At 60.2% G+C, this 25,847-nt stretch carries 21 protein-coding genes and 1 pseudogene; 10 read left to right on the top strand and 12 right to left on the bottom strand.

Annotated features, from left to right (window positions below; all coding sequences use genetic code 11):
• The first annotated feature begins 583 nt into the window (after positions 1-583).
• Complete coding sequence (locus ACFQ9K_RS02705) at positions 584-1,633, top strand: aminotransferase class V-fold PLP-dependent enzyme (protein ID WP_378713485.1); 1,050 nt, start codon at positions 584-586, stop codon at positions 1,631-1,633.
• A gap of 1,064 nt (positions 1,634-2,697) precedes the next feature.
• Here the strand turns inward: ACFQ9K_RS02705 and ACFQ9K_RS02700 are convergent.
• From ACFQ9K_RS02700 to ACFQ9K_RS02690, 3 genes are all read right to left on the bottom strand, one after another.
• Positions 2,698-3,030 carry a hypothetical protein gene (locus tag ACFQ9K_RS02700; RefSeq protein WP_378713483.1) on the bottom strand — a complete coding sequence of 111 codons (333 nt, stop codon included), beginning with the start codon at positions 3,028-3,030 and terminating at the stop codon, positions 2,698-2,700.
• A 762-nt stretch (positions 3,031-3,792) separates the two neighbouring features.
• Positions 3,793-5,586 (bottom strand): CDGSH iron-sulfur domain-containing protein, encoded by a 1,794-nt coding sequence (locus tag ACFQ9K_RS02695; RefSeq protein WP_378713481.1) that lies wholly within the window; start codon positions 5,584-5,586, stop codon positions 3,793-3,795.
• Between the two features lie 510 nt (positions 5,587-6,096).
• On the bottom strand, positions 6,097-7,077 hold the full coding sequence (locus ACFQ9K_RS02690; protein ID WP_378713479.1) for a zinc-binding alcohol dehydrogenase family protein: 981 nt from the start codon (positions 7,075-7,077) through the stop codon (positions 6,097-6,099).
• A 74-nt stretch (positions 7,078-7,151) separates the two neighbouring features.
• Here ACFQ9K_RS02690 and ACFQ9K_RS02685 point away from each other — a divergent pair, with 74 nt between their 5' ends.
• Positions 7,152-7,754, top strand: coding sequence for a TetR/AcrR family transcriptional regulator C-terminal domain-containing protein (locus ACFQ9K_RS02685; RefSeq protein ID WP_378713477.1), 603 nt, complete (start codon positions 7,152-7,154; stop codon positions 7,752-7,754).
• Positions 7,755-7,967: 213 nt separating this feature from the next.
• Here ACFQ9K_RS02685 and ACFQ9K_RS02680 read toward each other — a convergent pair whose 3' ends face one another.
• Both ACFQ9K_RS02680 and ACFQ9K_RS02675 read right to left on the bottom strand, forming a co-directional pair.
• Positions 7,968-8,516 (bottom strand): hypothetical protein, encoded by a 549-nt coding sequence (locus ACFQ9K_RS02680; RefSeq protein WP_378713476.1) that lies wholly within the window; start codon positions 8,514-8,516, stop codon positions 7,968-7,970.
• A gap of 398 nt (positions 8,517-8,914) precedes the next feature.
• Positions 8,915-9,304, bottom strand: coding sequence for a DUF3224 domain-containing protein (locus ACFQ9K_RS02675; RefSeq protein WP_378713474.1), 390 nt, complete (start codon positions 9,302-9,304; stop codon positions 8,915-8,917).
• A gap of 59 nt (positions 9,305-9,363) precedes the next feature.
• Here ACFQ9K_RS02675 and ACFQ9K_RS02670 point away from each other — a divergent pair, with 59 nt between their 5' ends.
• The 5 genes and pseudogenes from ACFQ9K_RS02670 (at position 9,364) to ACFQ9K_RS02650 (ending at position 14,843) form a co-directional block, all read left to right on the top strand.
• Entirely contained in the window at positions 9,364-10,098 is a 735-nt protein-coding gene (locus ACFQ9K_RS02670) for a helix-turn-helix domain-containing protein (RefSeq protein WP_378713473.1), read from the top strand.
• Positions 10,099-10,732: 634 nt separating this feature from the next.
• A complete protein-coding gene (locus tag ACFQ9K_RS02665; RefSeq protein ID WP_378713472.1) occupies positions 10,733-11,707 on the top strand; it encodes an alpha/beta hydrolase in 975 nt (324 codons plus the stop codon).
• 135 nt (positions 11,708-11,842) lie between these two features.
• Complete coding sequence (locus tag ACFQ9K_RS02660; RefSeq protein WP_378713470.1) at positions 11,843-12,670, top strand: esterase/lipase family protein; 828 nt, start codon at positions 11,843-11,845, stop codon at positions 12,668-12,670.
• Positions 12,671-12,781: 111 nt separating this feature from the next.
• Positions 12,782-13,763: pseudogene (locus ACFQ9K_RS02655) on the top strand (IS481 family transposase).
• Between the two features lie 285 nt (positions 13,764-14,048).
• Positions 14,049-14,843 (top strand): contact-dependent growth inhibition system immunity protein, encoded by a 795-nt coding sequence (locus ACFQ9K_RS02650; RefSeq protein WP_378713468.1) that lies wholly within the window; start codon positions 14,049-14,051, stop codon positions 14,841-14,843.
• A gap of 21 nt (positions 14,844-14,864) precedes the next feature.
• Here the strand turns inward: ACFQ9K_RS02650 and ACFQ9K_RS02645 are convergent, their stop codons facing one another.
• From ACFQ9K_RS02645 to ACFQ9K_RS02630, 4 genes are all read right to left on the bottom strand, one after another.
• Positions 14,865-15,557, bottom strand: a complete 693-nt coding sequence (locus tag ACFQ9K_RS02645; RefSeq protein ID WP_378713467.1) for a hypothetical protein — start codon at positions 15,555-15,557, stop codon at positions 14,865-14,867.
• Between the two features lie 265 nt (positions 15,558-15,822).
• Positions 15,823-16,695, bottom strand: coding sequence for a hypothetical protein (locus tag ACFQ9K_RS02640; protein ID WP_378713465.1), 873 nt, complete (start codon positions 16,693-16,695; stop codon positions 15,823-15,825).
• Between the two features lie 148 nt (positions 16,696-16,843).
• Positions 16,844-17,320: a hypothetical protein gene (locus ACFQ9K_RS02635; protein WP_378713463.1), complete on the bottom strand. Its 477-nt coding sequence runs from the start codon at positions 17,318-17,320 to the stop codon at positions 16,844-16,846.
• A gap of 1,304 nt (positions 17,321-18,624) precedes the next feature.
• The gene (locus ACFQ9K_RS02630; RefSeq protein WP_378713461.1) at positions 18,625-19,467 is read right to left on the bottom strand and encodes a hypothetical protein; all 843 of its coding nucleotides are present in this window, start codon (positions 19,465-19,467) and stop codon (positions 18,625-18,627) included.
• Positions 19,468-20,299: 832 nt separating this feature from the next.
• Between ACFQ9K_RS02630 and ACFQ9K_RS02625 the strand changes: the two genes are divergently transcribed.
• Positions 20,300-21,130, top strand: coding sequence for a glutamate ABC transporter substrate-binding protein (locus tag ACFQ9K_RS02625; RefSeq protein ID WP_378713460.1), 831 nt, complete (start codon positions 20,300-20,302; stop codon positions 21,128-21,130).
• A 371-nt stretch (positions 21,131-21,501) separates the two neighbouring features.
• Here the strand turns inward: ACFQ9K_RS02625 and ACFQ9K_RS02620 are convergent, their stop codons facing one another.
• Together ACFQ9K_RS02620 and ACFQ9K_RS02615 are read right to left on the bottom strand one after the other, a co-directional pair.
• Positions 21,502-21,939, bottom strand: coding sequence for an AMP-binding protein (locus tag ACFQ9K_RS02620; RefSeq protein WP_378713458.1), 438 nt, complete (start codon positions 21,937-21,939; stop codon positions 21,502-21,504).
• 275 nt (positions 21,940-22,214) lie between these two features.
• A complete protein-coding gene (locus ACFQ9K_RS02615; protein WP_378713604.1) occupies positions 22,215-22,586 on the bottom strand; it encodes an AMP-binding protein in 372 nt (123 codons plus the stop codon).
• A gap of 291 nt (positions 22,587-22,877) precedes the next feature.
• Between ACFQ9K_RS02615 and ACFQ9K_RS02610 the strand changes: the two genes are divergently transcribed.
• Positions 22,878-23,075 carry a 3-hydroxyacyl-CoA dehydrogenase NAD-binding domain-containing protein gene (locus ACFQ9K_RS02610; protein WP_378713457.1) on the top strand — a complete coding sequence of 66 codons (198 nt, stop codon included), beginning with the start codon at positions 22,878-22,880 and terminating at the stop codon, positions 23,073-23,075.
• 39 nt (positions 23,076-23,114) lie between these two features.
• Positions 23,115-23,591, top strand: a complete 477-nt coding sequence (locus ACFQ9K_RS02605; protein ID WP_378713455.1) for a hypothetical protein — start codon at positions 23,115-23,117, stop codon at positions 23,589-23,591.
• Positions 23,592-24,414: 823 nt separating this feature from the next.
• Here ACFQ9K_RS02605 and ACFQ9K_RS02600 read toward each other — a convergent pair.
• A partial coding sequence (locus ACFQ9K_RS02600) for a winged helix-turn-helix domain-containing protein (RefSeq protein ID WP_378982720.1) occupies positions 24,415-25,847 on the bottom strand: 1,433 nt, incomplete at its 5' end.

Here is a 25,847-nt window from a genome sequence, read left to right as displayed (position 1 = left end):
TATCGGCCTCGGTACACCAAACTCCCTGTCCACAAATGATCCGCCCACAGCGCCATCGCTGATCCGATCGGGGGACGAGGGCACCTATATGCACAACTACGGGCGGCCTGCATGCTCGCCGACACTACGCAACCGCGGGTATGGCACAAGTCGCCTACACCCCAGTGCGGGGTTTCTGGTCGCAGCCGGAGATCAGCTCGACTTCACGGTCAGGCGCGAAATCTCGATCTAACAATCGAACCCAACGCGCACCGCTGACTCGCAGCGCCCACCCAACGCACATGGGGTAGATTGACTGCTCTGCCGGCCGAGAGGCCGCAGCGGTTGCCAGCCGTTCCTCGGCTGGGGTCAACCAGTTACTGCACACGTCTTTTCGTACCTGAGCAGTGTTCGACGTATGGCTGGCCCGCCTGCGGACGGCGCCCAGCGACACCACGTTGATAGAATCCACACAGGTCACACGCCACGTTGGTGAACGATCATTTCCGCGACGATGATGACTATTTGACGAACTTCAGCGGGCGGTCCAATTTTGGGAAGCTGGTGCTAGACGGAGCCGGAATAGCGGCGGATGCTCCTATGTATGTTCTCCCTTGCGCCCGAAGAATTCTCAGCCGAAGTCACCTACCTGAATACCGCGTCGTTCGGGCTGCCGTCCGCCCGCGCGCTGGCCGCCGGTCGCGACGCGACCGCCCGATGGGCGGCCGGTCGCGGCGTTCCGATGTCGAACGATTACCTGATCCCCAAGCTGCGCGAGTCCTACGCCCGGCTGCTGACCGGGGCCACCGCGGACGATATCGCGCTCGGCAGCGCCGCCTCGCAGTTGATCGGCCCGGTCGCCGTCGCGCTGCCGCCCGGTGCCGAGGTGCTGGTGGCCGAGGGCGAGTTCTCCTCGGTCACCATGCCTTTCCTGCACCGCGGCGATCTCGCGGTGCGCACCGTGCCGCTGGAGCGACTGGCAGAGGAGGTGCGGCCGGAGACCGCGCTGGTCGCGGTGAGCGTGGTGCAGTCGGCGGACGGGCGGATGACCGATCTGCCGACGCTGCGGGCGGCGACCCGCGCACATGGCGCGCGGCTGCTGGTGGACGCGACCCAGGCGGCGAGCTGGCTGCCGCTGAGTTTCGCCGACGCCGACTACTGGGTGTGCGCCACGTTCAAGTGGCTGATCGGCGCGCGCAGCGTCGCCTTCTTCGCCGCGGGACCGGAGGCGACCGAGTCGGTGCGCCCGGTCGGGCCCGGCTGGTACGCGGCCGCGGATCCATGGGCCGAACTGTACAACCCGACCAAACTGCCGACCACCACCCGGCGCTTCGATTCCACGCCCGACTGGCTCGGCGTGATCGCGGCGAGTGCGGGCATCTCGCTGATCGAGGAGCTCACCGTCGAGAAGATCGGCGCGCACAACCTCGACCTGGCCGACCGCTTCCGCGCCGGGCTGGCCGAGATCGGGCTGACCTCGGTGCCGAACCGGTCACCGATCGTCACCGTGCCCGGCGCGGGCGACGCCGCGCCGCGGCTGGAGGAGGCGGAGGTGATCGCGTCGGCGCGCAACGGAGGGCTGCGCTTCTCGTTCCACCTGTACAACACCGTCGAAGAGGTGGATCGGGCACTGGAAGTGCTTGCCACGCAATGATCGACGGAGGTTACGGTCGTGCTGCCGCCGGCACGGTGACGGCGTTGCGGCAACGCCGGACCGGCCGATACCCCCCGATCTCAATCTCGACCTCCAGCACGTCACCGTCGCGCAGGTACGGATAGCGATAGGGATTCAGCAGGTAGGTTGTGCTACAAGTTATGACTTTGCTGTGATACCGGCCGACCAGGTGGCTTCAGTCGAACAAGCTGTTGAGATTTACCTTGCGATGCGCACTACCCGTGTGCGACTCCGTCGCCGAAATCAATCATCGCCACAGCGCCAGAGGATGGCTTTCTGTCAGTCGAGACCACAGCAGATACTCCGGGTGTCATCGTGTCGACTTGGTCGCCGAGCCTTACTCACAATCTATGTTCGGTATTGGAACTGACGAAAGCGCGACCCAGCCGTGTGGGACCCCCAGGCCCACCGCCTATACACCCACGTGGGCGTGCTGATGTCCTCGTCAACGTCGGTGACGGAACTATCTTGCCGTATCTGACCAAGAAGTTACTCGAGGAGCTGCTCGCTGATCCTGCCGATCCGGACAATCCGTTCCTGGTCGTGGAACGTGAAGCCAACACTACATTCAGACGTACTTGGACTCCGACGGTACTTATGAAATGGAATATCGTCCTGTTCGGCCGAACAGCACTTATATGTCCATACCTGTGACTGCATCCTCGTCGGCGAGGTCATCTGGGCCTGGTCGACCGACAATCCGTGGTGGCGCGATGCTGTCTGTTGGCGCAACGCACACCAGGCGACCGACGAACTTTCGACTCTGATTGGGTGCGTGACGATGCAGTTGACCTCGATAGGTGATCAGGTGTCTGCCACATCAGAAATGATCTTGAATGCGACAGCGGTCGCGCTGACCGTCGCGGTACGGGCAGACGGTCCCATCGACGGCGAATCGGCTCGAACCCCTGATCGGCTACCGTCCGATTGAGATCGAACCGCCAGAATGAATCGCTCTAGGGTGTCCGGAGAGGTCTCCCGACACCCTAGAGCAATTCAGAAGGGCTGACTTGCGCAGCGGATGAGTCCAGCGGATGGATTGGTCAGGAGTTAGGAGCGCCAGGCAGCCCGTCGAGGAGGGCCGGCAGCTCTTCCAAACGTGGCGCGAAGATATTGTGCAGGGGTTTGATCGTGATCTCGGTCTTGCGGTCGATGCCCAACTTTTCCATAGCGGGAAGCATGCGCCGACGAGCGAAGTTCTCGAAGCCCTCCTGCGTCTCCCAGATTTCTATGATTCTATAGCCGAAGTCGGTTTGGGCGGTTATATGAAGGTAGATGCCAGGCTCCGGCCTGGACTCGACCCCCATTTCATCGAGCACCGCACGATACTCCGAATTGGGCATGTCATAAACGTCGATGGTGGTAACAACAGTCATTGTGGCTCCTTAGGGTAAAGCTGGGCACGCCCAAGGCTGCGCAGCTGCTTCTCTGTACTTCAGAGATGAGACCTGGGCGTTGTCTATGAATACTCTTCACCCCTCCCTGGCGTCCTCCCACTCCTGGGAACACGACGACATCGTCGAGCACGTCATCACCGCTATCAGGCAGATTCTCGTCGCCGACCGACCCAACGGCCGGTTCGGGCCGTTAACGATGACGTTGGCTACGTCAATACACCGCCGCAAGGGCGGTGACTACGTCAGCGTTTCATGCCACAAACGGCGATGGCAATAGCGTGTGTACGCAACTGCTAATCCACGCGTACCACACTCACCGACCCGGGAGCGCATCCTGGAGTACGAGCATCCACCCCACCGAAACGACACTTGGAATGGGCCAGACGGCCAACAGCAACCAACGCGGCAGCAGTAGTCGCCAACGACACTCATAACGCACCGACAAGATGCATCCAACATGCCTCCAATCGATGCGATCCATATTTCCCAGAACGGCCCGGACTGCCCCGCTGGTCGATAACGTCTCGAGAATCCAGAGGCAGCAATTTATCACAGCGTAGACAGTTGTTCCACATTACATGTCGATATCGGGAGTATGACTGAACAGACAATCCGCCCGGTGCTCGATCGCCGCAAAAGCCAACAAAGGGGATGCGGCCGATACCGGCAGAATCTGACGATTAAGCAGATCATACGCGTCGATAAGCCTGCCGAGAAGACCTCCAGCCAGTGATTCCGTTCCTACTCGGGCGTGCCCGTTTCGATCCAAAGCTCGAATGTTTCGACCCAAGCCGCCGGCCATTTACCATCGCAAGGCATAGCACCCTGTCGGACCTGGTCCAAGATCGCCTGGGCATGGACTCGCACATCGTCGATCGACCAGAGATCGAATGCGAACACCATCGAGTTGCGGTCGCGTGGCCGGAACAGCGGCTTGATATGCGCATCGAAGCTAACGGTCTCGTCCGGACTCGGCAGGGCGACCTGCGGTGCCACCTCCTCGACCGGCGCCAACGCGGACACCCTGATGCCAGGCGGGCCGGCTGTGGTGTTCCAATCCCAATGCGGCATAGGCATGTTCTCCGGCGGGTGCGATTCGGATTGCGAGTTCTCCACAGCCAGTCTCGACCCCCATTCGATGTAGGACTGGAATACCGACCGGAACTCGGGATCGTTCGGTAGCTCTGCATCGCTAGCGGCCCGCAGCAGCAGCTCAACCCATCGTGCGCGCATCTCCTCCGTTATTTTTTTGCCTATGTGCTCGGACAGCATCCGCTTGTACCCGCCATACCCCGAGCTGTACCGCGTCGGACCACCGAACACCTCACCCAGCCATGCGGCAACTCGTTCAGGATGATCAGGCGACATATTCGAGAACACCGTCGACAGCAGCGGATCCTCGGGCACATATTTCTCGTAGAACAGCTTGGTCATACGCGTGAAGGCCGGGAAGCCACCAGCCCAGCGGAACATGCTGGGAGTCTCGTCCTCGGACAAAACCGGGTCAGTGAACTGGACGTAGTAATGCATACCACTGCAGAAGGGCTTGTTTTGCGACTTCCCGCACCGGCACAGTGCGTAATGCTCACGCGAGGCACCCTGCGCCCGCGTCAGATCGTCACCCGCCGCGTCCTGCAACGGGAGACCTCCCGTTATCCGGTACGGACCGTTGACAGTGGCCATGATGCTCTGGGGGCGGCGATCGTGATGGTCGACAGACCCACGGGCCTCGACGCCGTCCATCGAAAAGCTCAGTGCCCCAGACGGACAATCGCGTACTGCACGCATGATTTCGTCCATGCGCCCACCACTGGGTGCGACGAATGGCTCGGCTCCCGCCCGGAACACCGTCCCGAGGCGGTCTGTGCAAAGACCCGAATGCTGGCATATGCCGCGGTTGTCGTGAATCGTCACTTGTTGACCGACGTAAGTATCCCGCCGATCGGGTTGCCGATCGGGGCTCACTTCGTCGGTGAATCCACTGTCGAGGTGACTACCGTCGCAATAGGGTTTGCGGTTCGATTCACCACAGCGACACAGCGCCAGCAGTGGTCGCACCGCGAGCGGGCAGCCGAATCCGTCGGTCAATTCCGTCGCATTCAAAACCAAATAGGGACCATTCTTCGCGGTCCGGATGAACGCCCCCCGGTCGCTGGTCAATGCGGCGAGCCGAGCCAGGTTCGACTCGATAACCGACTCGTCCGGTTGTTCATCCCAGCGGCACGCCAGATCTTGCAGCGCAGCCGCGGCCTCAGCGAACTCGGTCGCACCGTCCTCAGCGAACAAACGGGTGGCTGTTTCGGCCAAAGCCCAGAGCACAGAGGAGTCAACGCTCACAGAAAGGGGCTGGACTGTCGCCTCATCCGCCTCGTCACCGAGCAATCGGTTCAACGGCGTAAGTACGGAATTCGCTACGCCCGGGGCGAACGCCGCCACCCTGGGATCAGCAGCGGCCGTACACGCGTCATGCAGCCCGACCACCGAAGCACGTAGTACCGCAGCATCTGGACGAACGCCTGTACCGTAAGTCGTCATCAGCTCCACCTATCAAGCTCGAGCCGGGAACCGATGCCCAGGCACGATTACACCGACATTCCCTCGTCGACAGCACGACCACCACGCGAACGACTTCCTATCTACGGGCCGTCGGCGCCACCGCAACTTGTCCGCCGCGGCCGCGTCCTCGCTCAGCGAACCGCGACTTTGTCTCTGGTCGGGACGAGGATCTCACCCGACGATGAAGTCTGCCCGACTGCCCACATCACGCACCACGATCGGCTTCCCACCACTGGGAAGCTCCCAATTCGCGGGCAGTCAAACCCGCAACTCAACGCGGAAACGAGCCGGTTTCGGCACTGCCATCGGAACACTGCTACCGACGAATGGCACCTTCATGCGAGCCCGTCACATGCCTCGCATCGCCGGGCGCCCGCAGGCGGTTTCCGAGGGCGACGACAGGCCTGACGAATCTGGCGCCCCACGCCGCAGAAGTCACGCCGAGCCTCTGGGGTACGCACTATCTCGGCGGCATACAGGTAGCGGTTGTCAGGGCAGTACGACGAGGCGGCGTCCCCGCCAATCGGTTCTCTGCCAGGCCGATTCGATCTCGTTCAGCGGGGTTGGCGCCACGTCGAAAGTTAGTTCGCCCGCTCGTGTCCACTGGACTATCTGTTGATAGGACTCCGTCATAGAGACCGGATTGGCGCCTTTTGCCGCACCGCAAATTTCGACTCCTGACGTCCGCAGGCTCGCGGAGGCGACGGAAACCACCGGCCCAGCCGATTCGCCCACCTGTACCACCATCGTGGGTTTGGCGGTCGTGAATTCGCGGGGAACGAGCGCGCGCAACAGGAGTTCGGTTGGCCGACCCCAGAGGAAGTCGAGGACAGCGTCATAACCGTCCCCCTTCGCCTGAATGAACGCCTGAACGAGTTGATCGTCGGGAACGGCGGTGTTGATCACCCTGTCCACCCCCAGAGCAGCCAGCTCTTGCAACGCTTCATCATCGCGGCCAGTTGCGACGATTCGGCCAGCACCGAGCAGGCGGGCCACCCGCACCGCCAATCGCCCGGCAACTCCAGTGGCACCTTGAATCAACACTGTCGCTCCGGGCTCGAACCGGGCGGCGAACCGAAGGCTCATCGCCGGCATGGCCGAGCTGAGCACGACCGCGTCCACCGGGTCCAGACCCTCGGGCACCGCTGTGACGTTGCCGCTGGGCACGACGGTCTTCTCCGCCAACGCTCCGTAGGGCTGGATCGGGTTCGCGAAGCCGACGAGAGTGCCATCAGGCAGCACACCCACCCCGTCGAAACCTGGTATTGCAGGCAACTGTGCCACATACCGCTCGGAGGCGTAATGCTGTCCAGCCGCGATCATCTTGTCGACATTCTCGACAGCTACCGCTTTGACCTCGATAACGACCTCACCCTCGCCAGCGACCGGGTCAGGAAAGTCCTGATAGGACGGAATTCCCCCAACTTCATGTAATACCGCCGCCTTCATAACGCTCTTCCCTTCACTCAAGACTCTAACACTGTTAGACGTCCACACTAACAGTGTTAGAGTGGACTGCACAAGGAACTGATCGCGAGGTAAACATGCCGCTGAACAGGCAGCGAGTTGTCACGGAAGCCGTTGCGCTACTGGACGAAGCCGGCCTAGACGGCGTGACACTACGCAAACTCGCCCAACGGCTGGGGATACAAGCACCAACGCTGTACTGGCACCTCGAGAACAAGGCCGCACTCGTCACCGCACTCGCCGAGGAGATCCTGGCCCAGGAGTTCACCGCGCTGCAACCACCACGACAGGATGAGCCGTGGCAAGACTGGCTGATCCATCTCGGCGAACGTCTTCGGCAGGCACTGCTCGCTCACCCGGACGGAGCACGAGTCGTTTCCGCCGCACATCTCTCTTTGCGAATGGCAGGTATTTCCGAACTAGCCATGAAAACGTTGGTAGAGCGCAATATCCCGCTACGCGAAGCACGCCTCAGAGTGCTGGCAGTCGAGCGATTCACCATCGGACACGTCCTCGAAGAACAGGCCGCCAAACCTGGCCTTGCTTCGCACACCGACTTCGACGCCGATGACTTCGGCCGACGGCATCCCACGATTACAGCCGCCATCACAGAATATTTCCAACCCGGCCGAGATCTCGACGATCTCTTCCGCGACACCCTTCGGTTGATCGTGAACTAGCCGGCAGAACACCATGCCCAGCTAGATCATCGCGCACTAACGGGCTCGGACTGCAATACGTCCACGTGCATAGGGCAACCGCTGATCGAACAACTCTCATCTGAGCGTGTAAAGGCGGCAAATAGCGCAGGAGCGCGAGGGGCCACCGGTGCACATAGGATCCACCGCCCGAGAGGGTATCCGTATTGGACACGCACCGACAAGTAGCAACGGTTATGCATCCTCAGGCGTCGCGCGCATCAGCAGTAGGTTCAGCAGATACGCGGCCGCTGCCATCAGCAGCACCCCGTCGAGATAATGACACGCCATTGCACCCAGATAACCCGGCCCTCCCCACGCGTTGGCGGTGAAGTTCGGGTCGAGGCCGCCAAGGATCTGCATACCCATACGAAACGGGCTATACAACAATATGGCAATAGGGAGCAGGCTACCCACTATCCGCAACAACGCGGTCGGGTGCCGGAGCGCAGAACGCACCGTCACTGTCAGTCTTTGAACAGCGCTGACACTCAGCGGCGCCAGCAGCAGGCGAACAGCAGCAGCCGCGCCACGCTGAAGAATTATCACGATGATTCCGACGACCGCCAATGAAAACAAAAAGGCGTGCGGAATCCAGGCAGAGGTTCCGTCGACATGATGCTTGAGATCGGCAGACCGGTTAAGGTACATCTTGCCGCCTACCGCGACCCCGGCTGCCACCAATAACGTGGCAACGGCGAGCAGTAGGGGCGACAGGTGCAGTCGAACACTACGGTCTTGCATCGCTGGCATCCTCACCTCTGGCAATGGGCAGATAAATAGTTGAAGACTGTCCACGCTTTCCCGTTCCGAGGAACCTCCTCAACGTAGTCCGTCATTGCGGGTGGCACGCAGAACTCTTCCCACTGGCGGTAAACCTACGCTTTACCGCCAGGTTTCGAGTCGGCCGTAGGGCAGCCCGGCGCGCATTATCGCGCTGAGGCAACCAGCAGTGACGATCATCAGCCAAACGGTCCAGATCCCGACCATCGCATCAGAACACCTTTATTACGTCACGTGACGCCATCACGGTTGGGGCCACGAACCACGATTCGCGACGCAGACTGGACGAAGCCAAGTCCCGGACCATACACGGTGACCTCGATGCACCGCGTAATAAGTCCGGGGACCAGGGAAAGGATCTAAATAGTGTAGTCGAGGGTATATGTGTACCCATCGCTTGAGGGCTCCAACCTGCCGGTCCCGCTGATGCCTTTGAGCTCGCCAGTGCCAGAGTTCGGGATAACCCGGGCTTCCGCTCCGTAACTAGACGGATCGAACGTGCCGGTCAGCAAGACGACAAACGTGCCCTTTCGCCCACTAATCACACATTCCATGCGCTGAAGACTATAGAAGACGCCCGAATCCTCGGCACCCCCGAAGGTCACGCCGGACATCGAAGCGGTCCCTTCGATGTCACCAACGTAGCGATCCGTGCCGCTGATCGTCGTCAACGCGACCGTGTCATCAATTTGTGAGAACGGCGTCTGATTCCAGGTTTCGGCTTGGATTGTGCCGCGTGCAATAGTCATGTCCTCGACAGTACGAAGCCTCATCAGCGCAGTCTTGAACAAACGCGCATAATGTCGTTATGACCGGACTGCTGCACCCCGGCGCCGGGGACGGCGCATATCACGAACGGATGAGTCCATCTCCCCCGGATCTGACCGATGTCGTTAGCCACTTCTGGCACGTGCGCTGGGATCTCTCCGCTGGTCGCGGGCATAATATCGACGTACTGCCGCCACCTTGTATCCAGCTGGTTGTAGAAGGTGGCGTCGGCCGGGTTCATGGTGTTGCCCGAGGTAAGTACCACCGCCGGCTGACCGGAGCCGGCGAGATCTTTGGGATCACATTGCGCCCGGCTGCGTTCGGGCTGTTCAGCTCCATACCCGTCAGAGATCTGACAGAGCGCGTCGTATCGGCCGACATTCTCGATATCACTCTCCCCGTGTCGGTCGCGCGAGCCGAAGCGGTGATCCGCGCCCACGTCCGCTCAGTTCCAGAACGAGTTCTATTTGTGAACTCGATCATCGATGCGATCGAGACGGACCGGACACTCACCACAGTCGACTCCATCACGCAGCGCTTCAACATCGGCAAGCGATATCTACAGCAACTCTTTCGAACCCATATCGGAGTCTCGCCAAAATGGGTTATCCAGAGATTCCGTTTACAAGAGGCAGCGATGCTGATCGACACTGGCGCCACGTCACTGGCCCAGCTCAGCGCAGACCTCGGCTATGCCGACCAGGCTCACTTCACCCGAGACTTCGCCGCCGTCGTCGGGTACACGCCGGGCACCTACCGCAGTGCAAATTCCTGAGTAGTATCACCGCGGTAAGTGCGCGATCGCTGCGCCGGCCGGTGACTCGCGAAATAGCGGCCGATGGGACACACCTCGTGCCACAGTTGGGGCGGACATCGGCACTGTAGATGAGTCGCAATCTCCTGGCCGACAACGGGATCAGTGCTGCGAGCTCGATCCGGACCGACGAAGCTTCTGATGGAAGCGAGCCACCGGGGAGCATAGGCATCGAGCAGGAGCGCTACCCACGCGGCAGCCCGCTACACCGAAACACGTTGACTGCCAGCGGCGTTCAGCAGACCACTGACCACCGAGCGTTTTGGTGCGCCCCAGGTCCATGCAGCTATGCGGATGCTCCGTGGCGACAGCGATGAAGTCCGCCCGCGCGCGAGAAGACAATGCAAGCGGAGCCCTCAGCTCGACTTTAGCGTCTGGCCACATGAAGAGCGACAGTTCATAGCCGATACGCCTGCAGAGGGTCAGGATACATAGCTCCACGCAGGTATTTTGCCGCCGCCCAGAATTCAAAGCCTCAGCCTCCCCAATTATGGGAACGACCGCGCCAAGCCGTTGTCCTAACCTTGCGGGCGGACGACTTTGCGACGGGGAACTAAGGGAGACGATGAAGGTTAGACGCGGCCGTTGTCTGTACATGCTCACTGTCACGGTCGGTACGGCAACTTCACTGGTGATGCCAGCGCACGCGCATCCCGAGCCAACGAAATCTTCAATTGTCGCGGTGCGGCAGATCGATACGCGCAAAGCGACGCTGACAATTCATTCTGTGGCGATGTCTCGTGATATCCAGGTCGAGACACAGCGTGCACTCGATACCAGCACGCCGCGCCCTGTCCTGTATCTACTACAGGGGGCGGGCGGTGGCGAGGACGGTGTGACGTGGGCGACCGAAACCGATGTAATGGAGTACCTTTCGCCGAAAAACGTGCACGTTGTATCGCCAATCGGCGGACAGTTCAGCTACTACGCGGACTGGGTCGCCGACGACGAGCGACTCGGGCGGCAGAAGTGGAAAACCTTTCTGACCCAGGAACTCCCGCCGATCGTCAATGAATACCTAGCGAGTAACGGTCGCAACGCACTCGCGGGTTTCTCCATGGCTGGTACTACTACACTTGCGCTTGCCGCGACCACCGGCAATCTGTACTCCAGCGTTGCCGCATACAGCGGATGCGCACAAATCAGTGATCCGATCGGCCAAGAGTTCCTGCATCTTACTGTCGAAACATGGGGCTTGGCGACCATGGCAAACATGTACGGACCGCCCGGCGATCCGCGCTGGGTCGCCAATGATCCCTACATTCAGGCAGAGGGGCTACGCGGGAAATCTATCTACATCTCCAGTGGTGGCGGAATTCCTGGGAGATATGACGAGCTGGACGGTAAGTATTCCTTGCCTGGTGTCGATGGCTTTGCGGCGCAGCTCATCAAAGGCGGCGCCATTGAAGCAGCCACCAATTATTGCTCGCGCAATATGCAAAACAGACTGAACAGCCTGGGCATTCCAGCTACGTACGACATTCACCCGGACGGCACTCATTCGTGGGGCTATTGGGAAGAAGCATTCAAGAAATCTTGGCCAACGCTGGCCACTCCATTGGGAATTTAAATGTGGTTTTGGAAAAAGCCCGGGCGAATCGCCGGGCTGCATCGGGCTGCGCGCATCACTGGTCTCGTCATGGCCACTGGCTGTGCAGTCGCACTGAACATGCCGATAGCGGCGGCTACACCGAATCTTCCACCGATGCGTGCCGCGAACGACACAGCGTGCAAGCCATCCCAGGGGCGACCGCATCCGGTGGTGCTCGTTCACGGCTCCGGCACCGACGCGGTTCGCAGCTTCTCGCTGCTCGCGCAGAGGCTGGAAGCCGAGGGATATTGCGTTTACGCGGCGAATATCGGCGAGGCACCCAGCTTCCGCGATCTGGTCAGTGGCCAATCCGGATCCAGCACAACAGGTGTCGGTCCGGTCGGCGCCGCGATGCTCGGTCGCACCATCTACGGCGTCGCCGACATCGATCGCATGGCCGCCGAGTTGACCGAGGTCGTGCAGGCGGTGCGCAACGCCACCGGCGCGCGGCAGGTGGCACTGGTCGGTCACTCCACCGGCGGCACGGTGATCCGGCAGTACCTGCGCGCCCAGGGCGCGGACGCGGTCACGCAGGTGATCACCCTCGGTACCCCGTATCGCGGATCGACCTGGGCCGGACTCCGGACGAACTATCCGGATCTGGCCTCGCTCGGCCTGGAGAACGCGCAGATCGCGGCCCAGGTCTTCGGAACTCCGGGACAGCAGCAGGTGGTTGGGTCACCGCTGCTGAACCGGCTGAACGCGGGAGGCGAGACCGTGCCCGGTGTCCGGTACACGGCGCTCGCCTCCCGCGCCGACGAAATCATCACCCCGCAGGAGACCGCGTTGCTCGCCGCACCCACCGGCGACAACCGCAACATCTGGCTGCAAGACGGCTGCCCGACCGATATCGCGAATCACAGTGGGATGCTCGCAGACCATCACACCTTCGCCGCGGTGCTGGCCGCACTGGCCGATGACAGCCGCGCCCAACCCTGCTGAGCTTGATGTACTGACCATGGACGTTGGTGACGGCGTGGTGAGCTGACATAGCGAAGACCTCCGAGTGAAGTGAGAGCTGTCTAGGAACTCATTCACCTGCCGGAGGTCTTCGTGTCTCACCGTAATGCCCCGCTCTCGGAGTTGGGCCGGTTACGTCTTGCTCGTTGTGTCGTCGATAACGGCTGGCCGCTGCGACGGGCCGCGGAAAGACTCCAGGTCTGCCACAGCACCGCCAAAAGATAGGCCGACCGCTACCGAGACCAGGGCGCGGCCGCGATGGCCGACCGGTCCTCCCGGCCCCACCACAGCCCGGCCCGGACCCCGACCCGCACCGAACGCCGCATCATCAAAGTCCGGGTCCTGCGCCGGTGGGGCCCGGCGCGCATCGCCTACCTGCTCGGGTTGAATCCTTCTACCGTGCATCGGGTCTTCTCGCGTTACCGGCTTACTAGGTTGCGGTGGCTCGACCGAGCGAGCGGCGCACCGATCCGCCGCTACGAACACGAGCACCCCGGTGATCTGATCCACCTCGATGTCAAGAAACTCGGGAAGATCCCCGACGGTGGCAGCTGGCGCAAACTCGGTCGCCAGCAAGGCCGAAAGAACTTCCAAGCCGACAAAACCAGTGGCGTGATCAGCGCAATCCCGTGCGCGGCTACCACTACCTGCACACCGCCCTCGACGATCATTCCCGGCTGGCCTACAGCGAAATCCTGGCCGATGAACGCCAAGACACCGCGGCCGCATCCTGGACCCGCGCTCAGGCATGGTTCGCAACCAACGGCAAAACACCCGAAAAGTGTTGATCGACAATGGATCCTGCTATCGCTCACGCACCTTCGCCCAGGCGCTCGGCTCGGTCGTGCACAAACGCACCAGACCCTACCGGCCTCAAACCAACGGCAAAGTCGAAAGATTCCACCGCACCCTGGCCGAGGAATGGGCCTACGCACAGCTCTACCGCAGCGACACCGAACGATGCACAGCCTTCACCACCTGGCTCCACACCTACAATCACCACCGCGGCCACACCGCACTCGCAGGCCACCCACCAGCCAGCCGCGTCACCAACCTCTCAGGTCAGTACAGCTAGACATCTATCAATGTCGACATCGGACTCGCGGTCACAACGATTGCAGGCTCGCTGCGATTGTCAGCGACCCCGCCTCCGCCATCATATCTACATCTTCAACGAATGGCCGGGCATTGGGATCAGGACGGCTGGTACACCAACAGCTCATGCCTGCACGACAGCATGCCCGCACCGTGTGCTCGGGGCTGGACAACAGCTTCGGCAACATCGCCGGCGGTCACCTCAGCCACTATGTCTTCCCATAGCGGACAAGGCACGCTGACATCGGTAAGGCAGGATGCCAGAATGGAGTCTTCGGTCGATGATGAGTCGCTGATTTTAGAGCTGATCAAGCAGTTCCGGGCGTCGGTGGAGCGAGGGATCCCTCGCGAGATGGCTGCATTGATGTGCGCCGCGGAAGCCGAGCAGTTCGTGGACAGTTTGTCTGATCCGGACTTTGACCTACCGATTGTTGAGCCGATCGGTGCGCTGGCCCTCGGAGTTTCGGACGTCCACGTCTTTGGAGATATTGCCTTCGCGCAGCTCACTCATTCACCCCACAATGTCACCACTCTATTCTTCCGGCATGAAGCCGGCCGATGGACAGTATGCGCGGATGCCGGCGAGGATCTGTCGTTGGAGCAGCTCAAAGACGACGCATGGCCCGCGATGCCCGCAGATGCAACCGATCTGATGCGCAGAGTGCATGAGCTGCGGCGCAAACCGATCGGAGGTCTGACGGAGGAAGGTGTTCGATGCCTTCTACAGCAGAACGAAGGCGTGGATGTCCTCTTGTCACGCGCGTTGCAACAGCTGCGAGGCAATCCGCTTGCCGAAGGCGATTTATATCCCGGTGACTTGCTGGTCGCGGTGCTCGGCGTAGGCCGTGAACATTGGTGGCCAGACCCGGTCGCGGCGACTCGCATCGGAATCGTCATCGACAAGGTGCGTGACCTGGGTGATTTGACCGAGCACGGTGCACCGCACGAAGAAATTTGGAAGCGCATTACGGATTTTCTGGCTGATCAGCCCAGCAACAACCAACAGCCGCACAGGCCGACCGACGTCGGTCGCGTTGCGTTCAGGCCCGGCTTGACCTGACACCCGATACCAGCCTGATACCTAGCGGCAATCGAAAGAGTGGTTGACGCTGGAGCAGTCTTTCCACGGGTCATATCTGGGAGATGGGTCTGGTTGCGGGTCATCGGGATTCGGGTCGGGGATGTAGTCCCACTGGTCAGGGGTATCCGAATTCGGCACGGTAGCGCCGATCCCGGCACCGATCGCCCCGCCGAGCAATGCTCCACCGAGGAGGCCGAGCGGGAGCGTAAGCAGGGCAAGCACACCCGCACCCGCGATACCGATCGCGAGCCCGATGACGCTGCCGGTCAGCGCGCCAGTGAACGCACCGATAGCGAGTCCGTTCTGAATACTGCGGTCCTTCGGGGAAGTCTGTCGCCAGTGACCGATCGGCTCGGCGGTGAGGTGGGCGCCGGTGGCGTCCAGCCGTGGACGAAGTTCGATGGTGCCTTGGTCCAATTCGATGATCAAAGGCAAGTCAGCGACGACGGCGCCCGCATGATCGGTGACACGGACAGCGTTATCGGTCAGTACGAACGTGCCACCGAACAGGTCAGCCGACAAGCTCTTTCCATCGGCCGCCGCCGACGCCTCAAGGGTCATGTCGTGCTCCGAGCCCCTGACCGTACTCGGATGCACGCCGACTGGCGCGGGCATGGCATGCGCGGCTCCCCCCGACGCACCCGTTGCCGCGAGAGCAAACGTCACCGCCATCGCAACCTTCTTGATCTCCATGCCATTCCTCCGGCTCTGCCGAGTCCGCTATGCGCAACACACAACGGGGCTACCCTATGGGGCGGAAGGAGTGTCGAGCCTCCCGCTCATGGGAAGCACTGAACGCCCCAATTTGAACGAAAACTTGCGCCCGGATGCCCAGCCGTCGGCACCGTTCTCGTCAGTGGCCTCGACCAGTTCGTTAATCCGTTGGGCGTTGATCGACCGCTCGGGTATTGCCAGGACAATCCGTGCCGGATGCCAGTTTGATCAGAGATCAACCGGGTCACGGGTAAGTGTGAGACATGGAACTATCGTCGTCGCCGTTAGCGGTTTCCGCAGATTCTGTGGCAATGAAAGGCTCCTGGGCGCCGGCCAGCGGGCTTCGAAGCATATCGCTCGCTCGACTCAGCAACTGCTTGGCCTTACCCGGTTGGATCCGCACATTGGTAGCGGCCTCATCGATCGATAGCCCTTCGGTATGACAAAGCACAACGAGGTTTGTCGCAGTGCTTGCTTCCGGCAGGCCAGCTAACATCGCCCCGACGGTCACCAGTAGGTCCGTATCCTCGGTCGGCCGCGATCCGCTTTCCGCCACGTCGTGCGAACCCAGCCTGGAAGGACGATTGGACTGCTCAGCTATCGGAGCGTCCAAGTCCACCGCTCCCTGCGCAATCAGTTGTTGGGCTTCGATTACCTGTTTTGGCGTGAGACCGACGGCACTTGCATTGTTCGCTGCATCCAAAGATGTTCCGGTTTCGGCGAGGCCGCGCATGTGCAGCTCGATCTTACCGATCGACTCTCTTGTTGCGGGATCGAGATTCGGATATTTGCATTCAAGCAGATATCTATAGGCCACGCCTCGGAAGTTCGCCCACACACGGGGGATGAACGCGGTCGACGGCGTGTGTCTTTCGATTGTTGCGAGCATTGATATATTGGAACGCTGAGAAAGCTCTTCGGTAGCCCCGCGAACAACCTTGTAACGGCGCGCTGCCATCTTGATAAGCCAGGTAAAGCGAAGAAATATCTGATTTCTTACCTGCTGCTCCCGCTCCGAGTCGAGAGGTGCTGTAATGAACTGCCAGAATAGTGCCGCTTCGTCAGACGCGGCTTTTCGCGAAGCAGGGCCCGCGTAGAATCTCTCAATAGACCCCACCGGTATCTCGTTCGCGAATTACGAGACCGCCTCCGACGCCCCGAGTCCGCCCCCACACTCCGAAGGCGAGCCCCATGACCACACCGGAAGCTGTATGGGCGCGAGGTCATCGCGCGAGCGGCGTTTACCCCGTTACCCCCCCCGCGGCTCAGCCGTTGGACGGAGGTGCGTGTCGGGCGGCGGCATCGAGTTGATCGCGGAGGGTCGAGATCACCGTGTCGCGAGACGAATTTTCGGGGTTGGCGACGCGGGCGGTGAGTATATTGATCAGAACAATGGCAGGCGTGAGAATCGGTGAAACATCAACTCCGATAATGACATCCGGTGGTTTTGTCACGATTACCGGTTCCAGATCCGTGAGGCCGGCAAGTATGTGATTGAGCGCCTGCCCTGGATTGTCGGGGTCGTCGAGTGCTGTTGCTGTTTCCAGGAGGAGGCCGCCGACGCGGCTCGCGTGTTCGGTGAGACCGACTTGGGCGGGGGTCCCGGTAGCGAGTCGGTCGTCGTCCGCGAGCACGCGGTCGGCTCGGATCTGAAGCGCCCCAGCGTGGCCGGACCGGGTGGTTATCGAGACATTGATTCCCGTTGGCCTACCATCTTCGTCCCACAGGGGGTACGTCGTCATCGTCGGATTGCGGGTCGGAGGCGAGGTCTTGGACCGCGGATCGGTCGACGGTGCCGCCGACGAGTGGCATCCAGATACCCGTTATGTCGTGCGGTGCGTTCCCGTTCAGCGCGACGGGCCATTTGCCCGCCATGACGGTTATCTGGCCGAAGATGTCGTAGTCGTCGGATATCTCTGACGTATCGACGGAAGCCAGGGGCGCGATAGCCCGAATGGCATCGGCGAGGCCATGGACTGAGTGTGTCGACGATGTCGACCGCGAACGCGCCGCCTTGGTCCGGGTTCGTCCAGTCGATGTCCCGGTCGAGGCGAATCCACCTGTCTGCGAGCTGACTGATCTGACGGGCGCCCGTCGCGCCCACCAGTCGACATCGCCGCGCACGTGGTCGGCGACGCAAAAAATTCCGCTTGGTCCCAGCCGTAGTTGTCTTTGATCGTGCCGGTCGCGTAGCCATTCGCGGTGACGACGAAGTCGCCGGCGACCGTGCCGAATGTGGTGGAGTATGCCGCCGAGACCCCGACGATCCCGCTCCCCGTGAGCCGGTCCGCAGCATTGAGGAGTCCTTCCGATGGCGAGTTGACGATGGATTGCCACTCCGGAACATCGTTGGACACACAGTCTCCGCATTGGTCTTCGTTGCGCTGTGTTTGAGCCTGAGACCGATACACATGTAGCTGTTCCATGTGATGGGAAGGGACGGCATGCCGGCGCATCGGTCGCGGAAAGAATGTTCCTGATGCGTTGTCCACCAACGTTTGCCGATTCAGAGGGCCCACCAGGTTCAACTGGCTAACCGACAGCGACCTTGTTGCCGTGCAGTCCCTCCACGCTGTCGTCGGCACGGACAGCTACATGCTTACCGACCTGCGAGCCGATTTGAACCGATTCACTGCCGTTGTTCAGAACATCAGGATCCCGCAGAAGACCTTCACCCGCCACCGTGCTGACACACCCGACGACCGGACACGCCGATCGGGGTGACGTCGAGATTCATGGATACACCTGCCCTAGATCGACCCCGAGTGACACCAGGATTCGTGGATAGGCGGTCTTGCAATTCGCACTTACGGCCAATTGCCGAAATCTTCTAATAGCAGAATCGCAACGCGTCGAAGCCTTGGTGCTCCCATCACCGAGAGTAGCTGCACAGCGATTCGCTGTGCTGGCCACTTCAGCTGCCGGGCATCCGCGTTCGGAACATTGCCATCGTTATCATTGCCAAGGTCGTGTCTGCGATCAGGCATCGTTGGATTCGCGTGCTGGGTATAACTCCCACATGGACACACCCTCGTCGGCCGGGGAACTAGTCCCTTCGACTGCAAGATTGCTGCGCCCTGAAGGCGGGTTCCCAGATGATCTGCTCACCACGGCTTAAATACACGTCGTGCTCGAAACCTTCCGTTCCTTGCAGAGCTTCAGCAAAACGGGTTCCAATCGTACTGCTCTCGGTTCTCAAGTCGCCCGCAAGCACGACCATAGGAAGCCTTGGCTCGATATTCGCCAGCCGGCGAACAACAGGATCGTTGACCACCAGCTCGGCGAAGGCTTCCGGCAGAACAGTCATAAGCGTGCCACTGTCGTAGTCGTGCTCGAACACGTCGAAAGCAGGCGCGTCAACGTTGATATGGAATACCTGGTTCTCCGGATCAGCAACAGCATGCACGAGTATCGCCCGATCCGATGGCCAAGCGGATGCAACGCCGAATTCATCTTCTACTAAATTGCGACGGCGGGAAAAGGTGCCATGGAAATCGAGCTTGTCACGCCACCGAGATCGACTCAGGAAAGCCGCCGCGCCTCGCGTCGGTGCGTATGAAATGCCAGCTAGATCACCCATTCCATGATGGAGTGCAGCCGTTCGAACATCTCCCGACCAGAATGCGATCTCCCTGCCATTGCGGTCGAGACCGCGAATCGGCACACCGCGTATAGGCGGCGGAGCTTCCGATGATCGACCCCACGGCTCCGACGCGTCCCATTTCGTCGTCCCGCCGTTTATTCGGTCTCGCTCCAGGAAGTCGTCACTCACTTCGGCCAGCCTGAAGCCCGCGCCACGCATATGTTCTTGCGCGATCACATGTGCGGCATCGTCAGTAGCCTTCAGAAGGCGCCCGAGGACCAAACCAATTTCGGGAATAGGAGCCATACCACGCCTACAAACTGTGACGATCGGCGCCAAGCATTGGAGGTGTCGGATGTGGATGTCCAGTAGAGCACAGTTCCTAGTCATGTAGCTGCCGAACTTCCCACTGTTGGGACGATAATCTGAGCCTCGCACGTCGAATCATCGCAGTGCTCCGGCGTATCCGCCGTCAGGACGGCCCGGCTCGCCAACTCGATTCGATGCGCAGCGTGTGATCGTCGCCGCGCTTGCACTCGACCTTCGTTGTATTCACCGGCCACGACAAGGGCCTCAGCAGCTCCGGCCGCAGCGTGTGCGCGAATTCCCGCCCTCGAGGACTCCGGGGCTAGCAAGTTACCCTCCGATCGTGATCTCGGTCTCGATATACGTCGCCGTGGGTGTGACTTCAGCCCTCGTCCTTCTAGGTGTTGTATCTGCGATAATTATCCGAAATCCTGCGGGGTACTACGAAAACGATAGGCCTGTAACAAGCGGTTCATCAGCAGATAGCGAACCTCCCAGCCGACTGAACGATAACGTCATATGGACACCTTATTGGCATTCACCGCCCGAACAGCCATTAACTCCAGAAGAAGCGGAAGACATCTTATACGACGAGCGGCATACATATTGCACCCCAGAGAATTGCCCGTGCCTCGCGGCAGCATACGCGGCACTGCACTACGCGTGAGGATGCACACTATTTGCAACCCGCCAATAGGATGGCGTCCAGCATACTCCTCGGCGGCTCTCCCCAGGAGTGGGGACATCTGCGTATGCAAGTTCGGACGGCACCGCGAGGATGACGGTTGGCCTTGGACCTGGTAGGGCTTAATCGTGCGAAGGAAGCGGTTCGATGAGGATTTATCGTGCAGTTCGGCTCGGTGTGGGAGTTGTCGTCGCTGTCGCCATCGCGGCGTGCGGCCATGATGAACCCACCACGCCTGTTGATCACGCTCGCGAAGGCAGGCTGACCATCGGCATCAAGTTCGATCAGCCCGGCCTTAGTGTCCGTGAGAGCGACGGTTCGTACCGAGGCTTCGACGTCGAGGTCGCGAAATACGTGGCCGGGAAGCTCGGGGTACCACCGGACAAAATTACCTTCAAGGAGGCGCCGTCCGCTCAGCGCGAGGCGCTGATCACGGATGGGACCGTGGACTTCGTCGTCGCTACATACTCGATCACGTCCGATCGCAAGGATAAAGTCGACTTCGCGGGCCCGTATTATGTGGCTGGTCAAGCACTGCTGGTGAAGGCGGACAATACTGCCATCAGCAGTATCGACGCACTGGCAGGCGGCAAAAGGCTTTGTTCGGCCGAAGGATCGACGTCAGCGAAGTACGTCAAGGAGAACTACGCGAAAGACGTTCGGCTGTTGGAATTCCCTACCTATTCGCAGTGCGTCGATGCGTTACGCAGGGATGTCGTCGACGCGGTGACCACGGATGACATCATCCTCGCCGGGTTCGCCGGCCTTGCCCCCGGCGAATTGGCCGTGGTCGGTGACACATTCACGGTCGAGAAGTACGGCATCGGAGTGAAAAAGGGCGACCGCGAGATTCGAGCCAGAATCAATGATGCGATCGAGGAGATGGTCGCCGATGGTTCCTGGCAAAGTGCGTTCGAGGAGACGATCGGTCCATTGGGCGCCTCGACGTTGACCCCTCCTGTCGTCGAACGATACTGAGCGCAAGGGATGCCGCCTTGGCTGCACACTTTCCACGCCGCGGCTGCCTCTATCGCACCGCATCAGACGTGCTCCTCGGGGACTGACGTGAGCTGGGCGATTTCCGCCGTGCGGACGGCACTCCGGCGCACCTTTCCGCGTCGTCTCGAATCGGCGTGTCGACGAATCTGCTAGGCCGCGGCGCCTTGTAGCGGACAAGTCATGCGGCGATGAACGCCTAAAGAGCTTCGAAGCGGAACGGTCGCACCGAGCGTGTCGTCGACCTGGACAACAGTGTGCGGGCGCCGGCCCAGATCGTCGTCCGACAGTCCGACCACGGCGCACAACAACACGCCTAGATAAGCCATGAACGCGGCTTCAATTTCCGAGGGCTACACATTGGCTCCGCCGACGAGGATCATGTCGGATCGACGGTCGGTGAGATAGAGATAGCCGTCCTCGTCGAACCATCCCAAATCGCCCAACGAGTCCCAGCCGCCCGCACGAGTGTGGGTAACAGCGCCGATGTAGTGATACGCCGGCGGGGAGTCCGCGGATCTGCGTAGAAAGATCTCGCCGACCTTCCCGGGCGCTACCAGCCTGCCTTCACAGTCGAGGATCTGGATTTCACCTACTACCGGACGGCCGACCGAACCTTTGTGCGGCATCCACTCGGCACCTGTGATGACGGTGACAGTCTGTCCTTCCGTGCCGCCGTTGCTCTCGAAGACCCGGTCGGGTCCGAGGAGATCGATCCAACGTCCCTTCAGCCACTGCGGACACGGTGCCGCTGAATGCCACATGGCTTCGACCGCAGAGAGATCGAACATCTGGCCTCTGCTCGAGAACACGCAACATCCGCAGCATCATGGTCGGTACCAGATTCAGGTAGGTGACCCGACGCCGACTGATCATGGACAACGCGACTTCCGCGTCGAATTGGGCAGGGTGACGGCGTGCTGTCCCAGAATTGTCCCACCCAGCCCGGCGACAAGAGGTCCATTGTGGTACAACAGGCCGGGCACTAATTGGACCTGTCCACGTCGGAGTCCGAACGGCATCGACAGGATGTTCAGATCCAACGCTGCCGATCGAGCGGGCACGATCAGTTTCGGTTGCCCGGTGCTTCTGCCGGAGGTCGTTGTTTCCACGCCGGGGAGATCCGGGACGTGTCAGCCAATGTCGGGTCCGGTTGGTAACCCGGTGGAACGCTAGTCCCGTTCCCCTTACCCGCACTGGAGAGACCGACGACAAGTGCGGGTGCGGCAAGGTCCAGCACACCGCGTAGTTCAGGTGCGGGCAGCCGGAAGGAAACCGGCTCTGGCGCGGCCCTCAATTTCCATATCGCATAACACCTCTCGACGAACTCGATGCCGTTAGGCAGGCAGATACTGACGAAATCGCCTTGTCGGACACCGAGATTCGCGTAAGCACAAGCCAACCTGTTCGCTCGTGACTCGAGCTGTGCATAGGTAATAGTCGGGCGCCGCAGGTGACGGCCGGACGTTCCGGAGAGGTCACCGCATGCTCGGTCCGCAAGTCCCCCGGCGGTCGCAACACCGCAGCGTCGGACAAATCACGCTCCTTCGGTCACCGTTGACGGCGGTTCGATCTAGACGCCCAGTTCCTCCGGCGACGGGTTGTGCAACCGCCGATGACTCCGGTCATCGAATTCGAGCCCGGCGCGTTTTGCACTTTCATATCGTGGCCAGGTCGGGATGCCAGGATGATTGGGGTCGCCGTCGCTGATAAATGACACCCATGCTCGGTGAATGTCGTCTGCCAGTCGCTGAGGCGGAGTCTGTCCGGTGAACCGGAGTCCACACGGCACATCGAGTGCTTACGCGCTTCCAACACTTCCACTCTGCCGATCACTCGACTCGCTGAGCATCGCAGCAACCCTTCCGAGTTCATTGGGATGCATTTTTCAGTCCGGTCGCAAGGATGCCATTGGTCGAGGAGATAAAGGGCCGTCACACCAGCGAACACCTACACGGTCGGGCGCTTGCGCGATCAGCACATCAAGACCCCGGCACCGCGGAATCCGTCATCACCCGTATGCTCGACGACTACCAACGTCCAGGACGGCAGGCTGGCGCCAGCTTCTACGACTACCACGAACGGAACCGAATCGGACTTTGGCCCGGGTTACCTGACGCCTTTCCGGTTTCCGTCGGATTCTCCGTTTATCGATCCCATCGAACGGCTGTTGTTCATCGAGGCAATCGAGGCGGCACGTTGCCTCGAAGAGCGAGTCATAGAGTCGGTTGCCGACGCGAATGTCGGATCCCTGCTCGGAATCGGATATCCGCGGTGGACACGCGGCGTACTGCAATACATCGACGGCTACCGCGATGGACCACGTGGATTCGTCGCACGAGCCCATCAAATCGCAGCGGCACACGGCGCCCGCTTCCGTCCGCCCGCCTCCGTGCTGGAGATAGCGGATCGCGGCACCTGTTACGCCTCACTGCCGCAATGACTCAGTACACCCCAGCTTTACCTGTAGGTGTGCGGTAGATCTCTTCGATGTGAGCGCGAAGGTCTATCCGGTTTCCCAGCAGATCGGTGGCGTGATGGCCAGCATCATGATACCGAAGATTGCGGCAGTGGCCGAATGATCGACAGCGAGTAGCCCGTTCCATCGGGTAGATGCCAAGTTAAGGCGGGTGTTCGAAACCTTTGCCCGGCTTCGGTCAGAGTGGTGAGAAGCTGATGTGGCTTTTTCAGAATTCGCCACTCACCGAAGTTTCGATCTGCACCACCGGATCCGTTGTGGAACTGTGAGTTCCGCAGGTAGATTGCAACTGATTAACCATGTAGCTTGAGGCAGTTTCCGGAGAGTGCACGCTAGCAGTCGGTGCCGCCTCGGATCCCGAATCGATCAATATCGTGGACAGCGCATCCATGCCGAGGACGGTCTGTTCTGCCACTGCATCGCGCATGGGACCCGCGAGGGCAGCGAGCGGAGTGATTGAGGGTCAATTCGATACCGGCATCGGACAATACGATATTCAGCAATTCTGCATAGAGCTCAATCATTTTGCGAGATCTTCGATCCAATAGTCGAACCACTTGAGCACCGCGCTCAAGTCGATCATCCCGTCGGCGAATGCACCGGGCAGAGAGCGGTAGTACTGAACATGGGGAACATCAATGGTGATACCCGCAGTCTCGGCAGCGAGCTCATACCGCGCGTCCGGACGGGACCGAAAGTCTCGGCCTCGCCGCACTAGGTCGCCCAGAAGCACAGCGCGGAGGCACCGAGCTGGTCGCTCCACGTAGAAAAAACCGAAATATCGTGTTCAGGGAATAGGTCCGAAACCGACGAAACGGTAGCCGCGGTTCGGTATATGCTCAAGACACCTTGCATGTGGTCCGAGCCTACGTCTCAACAGAATCACTGCCGACTTCTCGACTTGCGGACTTAATTCGTTGTCCTCCCAGATCGACTGCCGGAGTTCACGAGGGGAAACTACCTCTCCCGCTCTATCCATCAAATACTTAAGAATATCGAACTGCTTCGCAGCCAGGAAGTACTCAGAATTGCCGATCAGTACCCGCCGTGGCGCAATTTCCAACCGAACTCCGCCAACCTCGATTGCATCAGTATCAAAATCAGGCACAACCGGAAGGCGGTCATCTCCAATGCCCATAAATCGAAACCCGATATCTGGCACTATAGTCAACCATTTGTCATCCGAATCGCCAAATTTGATCTTTATTTCGCGCATAAGTGCCCTGATCGACTTCTGGCCAGCCTCAGCCTTCCCCCAAATTGTCTTTCCAATTTCTGCATATGAAACGACTTTTCCTGCGTTCTCCATCAATACTCTGAGTGCTTTGAATTGCCTTTCCGGTACGAAATACTCCCTTTCACCGATCAACACTTGCCGCGCCGCCGCCTCAAGACGGATTCCACCGATATCAATGCCAAAGGTGCCGGTTCCGCCTGATTCTGCCATATTCAACTTTCCGTACCGGCCAGATCTTGACGAAGGCAGCACGCGATTTCCTTCGACTCCAATAAATCGATATCCGATTTCTGGCACCGTCGTAATGCAATCAATGCCGGCATCACCAAGCTTGCGCCTTAACTCAACTACTGCGCCGGGTACCGTGCGCGGGTTCAATTGACCCTCGCCGCTTACCTCCCTCCCGATCTCCGAGTATGGTACAACTTCTCCTGCTCGCTCAATCAGAACCTGCAGAACATGGGCTTCCACCTTCCCTAGGCGGATATGCCGACCGCCCACCAAAGCATGGCGAACCTTCGTATCAAGCTCAATGCCACCTACTGATAGAAGGGTGGAATTCGATGCCTCATCGACGGCTTCGACAAGCGCCGTTGGGTGAGGATCTTCAGCTATCGACACACGCTCTTCGGCGATGCCTATAAATCGATAGCCACCTGGAACAGCCGAAAGACAGTCGGAATATGCTTCACCAAATTTCCTCCTCAACCGAAATACATGAGCATGCACCAAGGCGATTGCGACATCCGTATCAGACACAACCTGCCGCAGCAGCTCCGTAGACGAAACGGTTCGGCCCGGCCGCTTCATTAATGCGCTCATTATATTGAATGATGTAATTGTCAAGAAATGCTCCGTGTTGCCGAACAGCACCCTCCGCATCCTCGGCTCCAATCGAACCCCACCCACCTCAACAGCATCAGGATCAACCTCCGGAACAACAGGCAACCGAGCCTCACCAACACCCATGAAGCGATAACCGA

Origin of the sequence: Nocardia sp. NPDC056564, from assembly GCF_042793755.1 — a bacterium.
Lineage (GTDB): Bacteria > Actinomycetota > Actinomycetes > Mycobacteriales > Mycobacteriaceae > Nocardia.
Note: the sequence above shows the minus strand (reverse complement) of the source record. Positions and strands in the feature narration are given on the sequence as shown.

Excerpts from the sequence above, each read along its gene's own strand:
- ACFQ9K_RS02705 (WP_378713485.1), top strand. The coding sequence starts at position 584 with ATGTTCTCCCTTGCGCCCGAAGAATTCTCAGCCGAAGTCACCTACCTG.
- ACFQ9K_RS02700 (WP_378713483.1), bottom strand. The coding sequence starts at position 3,030 with ATGACTGTTGTTACCACCATCGACGTTTATGACATGCCCAATTCGGAG.
- ACFQ9K_RS02695 (WP_378713481.1), bottom strand. The coding sequence starts at position 5,586 with ATGACGACTTACGGTACAGGCGTTCGTCCAGATGCTGCGGTACTACGT.
- ACFQ9K_RS02685 (WP_378713477.1), top strand. The coding sequence starts at position 7,152 with ATGCCGCTGAACAGGCAGCGAGTTGTCACGGAAGCCGTTGCGCTACTG.
- ACFQ9K_RS02680 (WP_378713476.1), bottom strand. The coding sequence starts at position 8,516 with ATGCAAGACCGTAGTGTTCGACTGCACCTGTCGCCCCTACTGCTCGCC.
- ACFQ9K_RS02675 (WP_378713474.1), bottom strand. The coding sequence starts at position 9,304 with ATGACTATTGCACGCGGCACAATCCAAGCCGAAACCTGGAATCAGACG.
- ACFQ9K_RS02670 (WP_378713473.1), top strand. The coding sequence starts at position 9,364 with ATGACCGGACTGCTGCACCCCGGCGCCGGGGACGGCGCATATCACGAA.
- ACFQ9K_RS02665 (WP_378713472.1), top strand. The coding sequence starts at position 10,733 with ATGCTCACTGTCACGGTCGGTACGGCAACTTCACTGGTGATGCCAGCG.
- ACFQ9K_RS02660 (WP_378713470.1), top strand. The coding sequence starts at position 11,843 with ATGCGTGCCGCGAACGACACAGCGTGCAAGCCATCCCAGGGGCGACCG.
- ACFQ9K_RS02650 (WP_378713468.1), top strand. The coding sequence starts at position 14,049 with ATGGAGTCTTCGGTCGATGATGAGTCGCTGATTTTAGAGCTGATCAAG.
- ACFQ9K_RS02645 (WP_378713467.1), bottom strand. The coding sequence starts at position 15,557 with ATGGAGATCAAGAAGGTTGCGATGGCGGTGACGTTTGCTCTCGCGGCA.
- ACFQ9K_RS02635 (WP_378713463.1), bottom strand. The coding sequence starts at position 17,320 with ATGACGACGTACCCCCTGTGGGACGAAGATGGTAGGCCAACGGGAATC.
- ACFQ9K_RS02630 (WP_378713461.1), bottom strand. The coding sequence starts at position 19,467 with ATGGCTCCTATTCCCGAAATTGGTTTGGTCCTCGGGCGCCTTCTGAAG.
- ACFQ9K_RS02625 (WP_378713460.1), top strand. The coding sequence starts at position 20,300 with ATGAGGATTTATCGTGCAGTTCGGCTCGGTGTGGGAGTTGTCGTCGCT.
- ACFQ9K_RS02620 (WP_378713458.1), bottom strand. The coding sequence starts at position 21,939 with ATGTTCGATCTCTCTGCGGTCGAAGCCATGTGGCATTCAGCGGCACCG.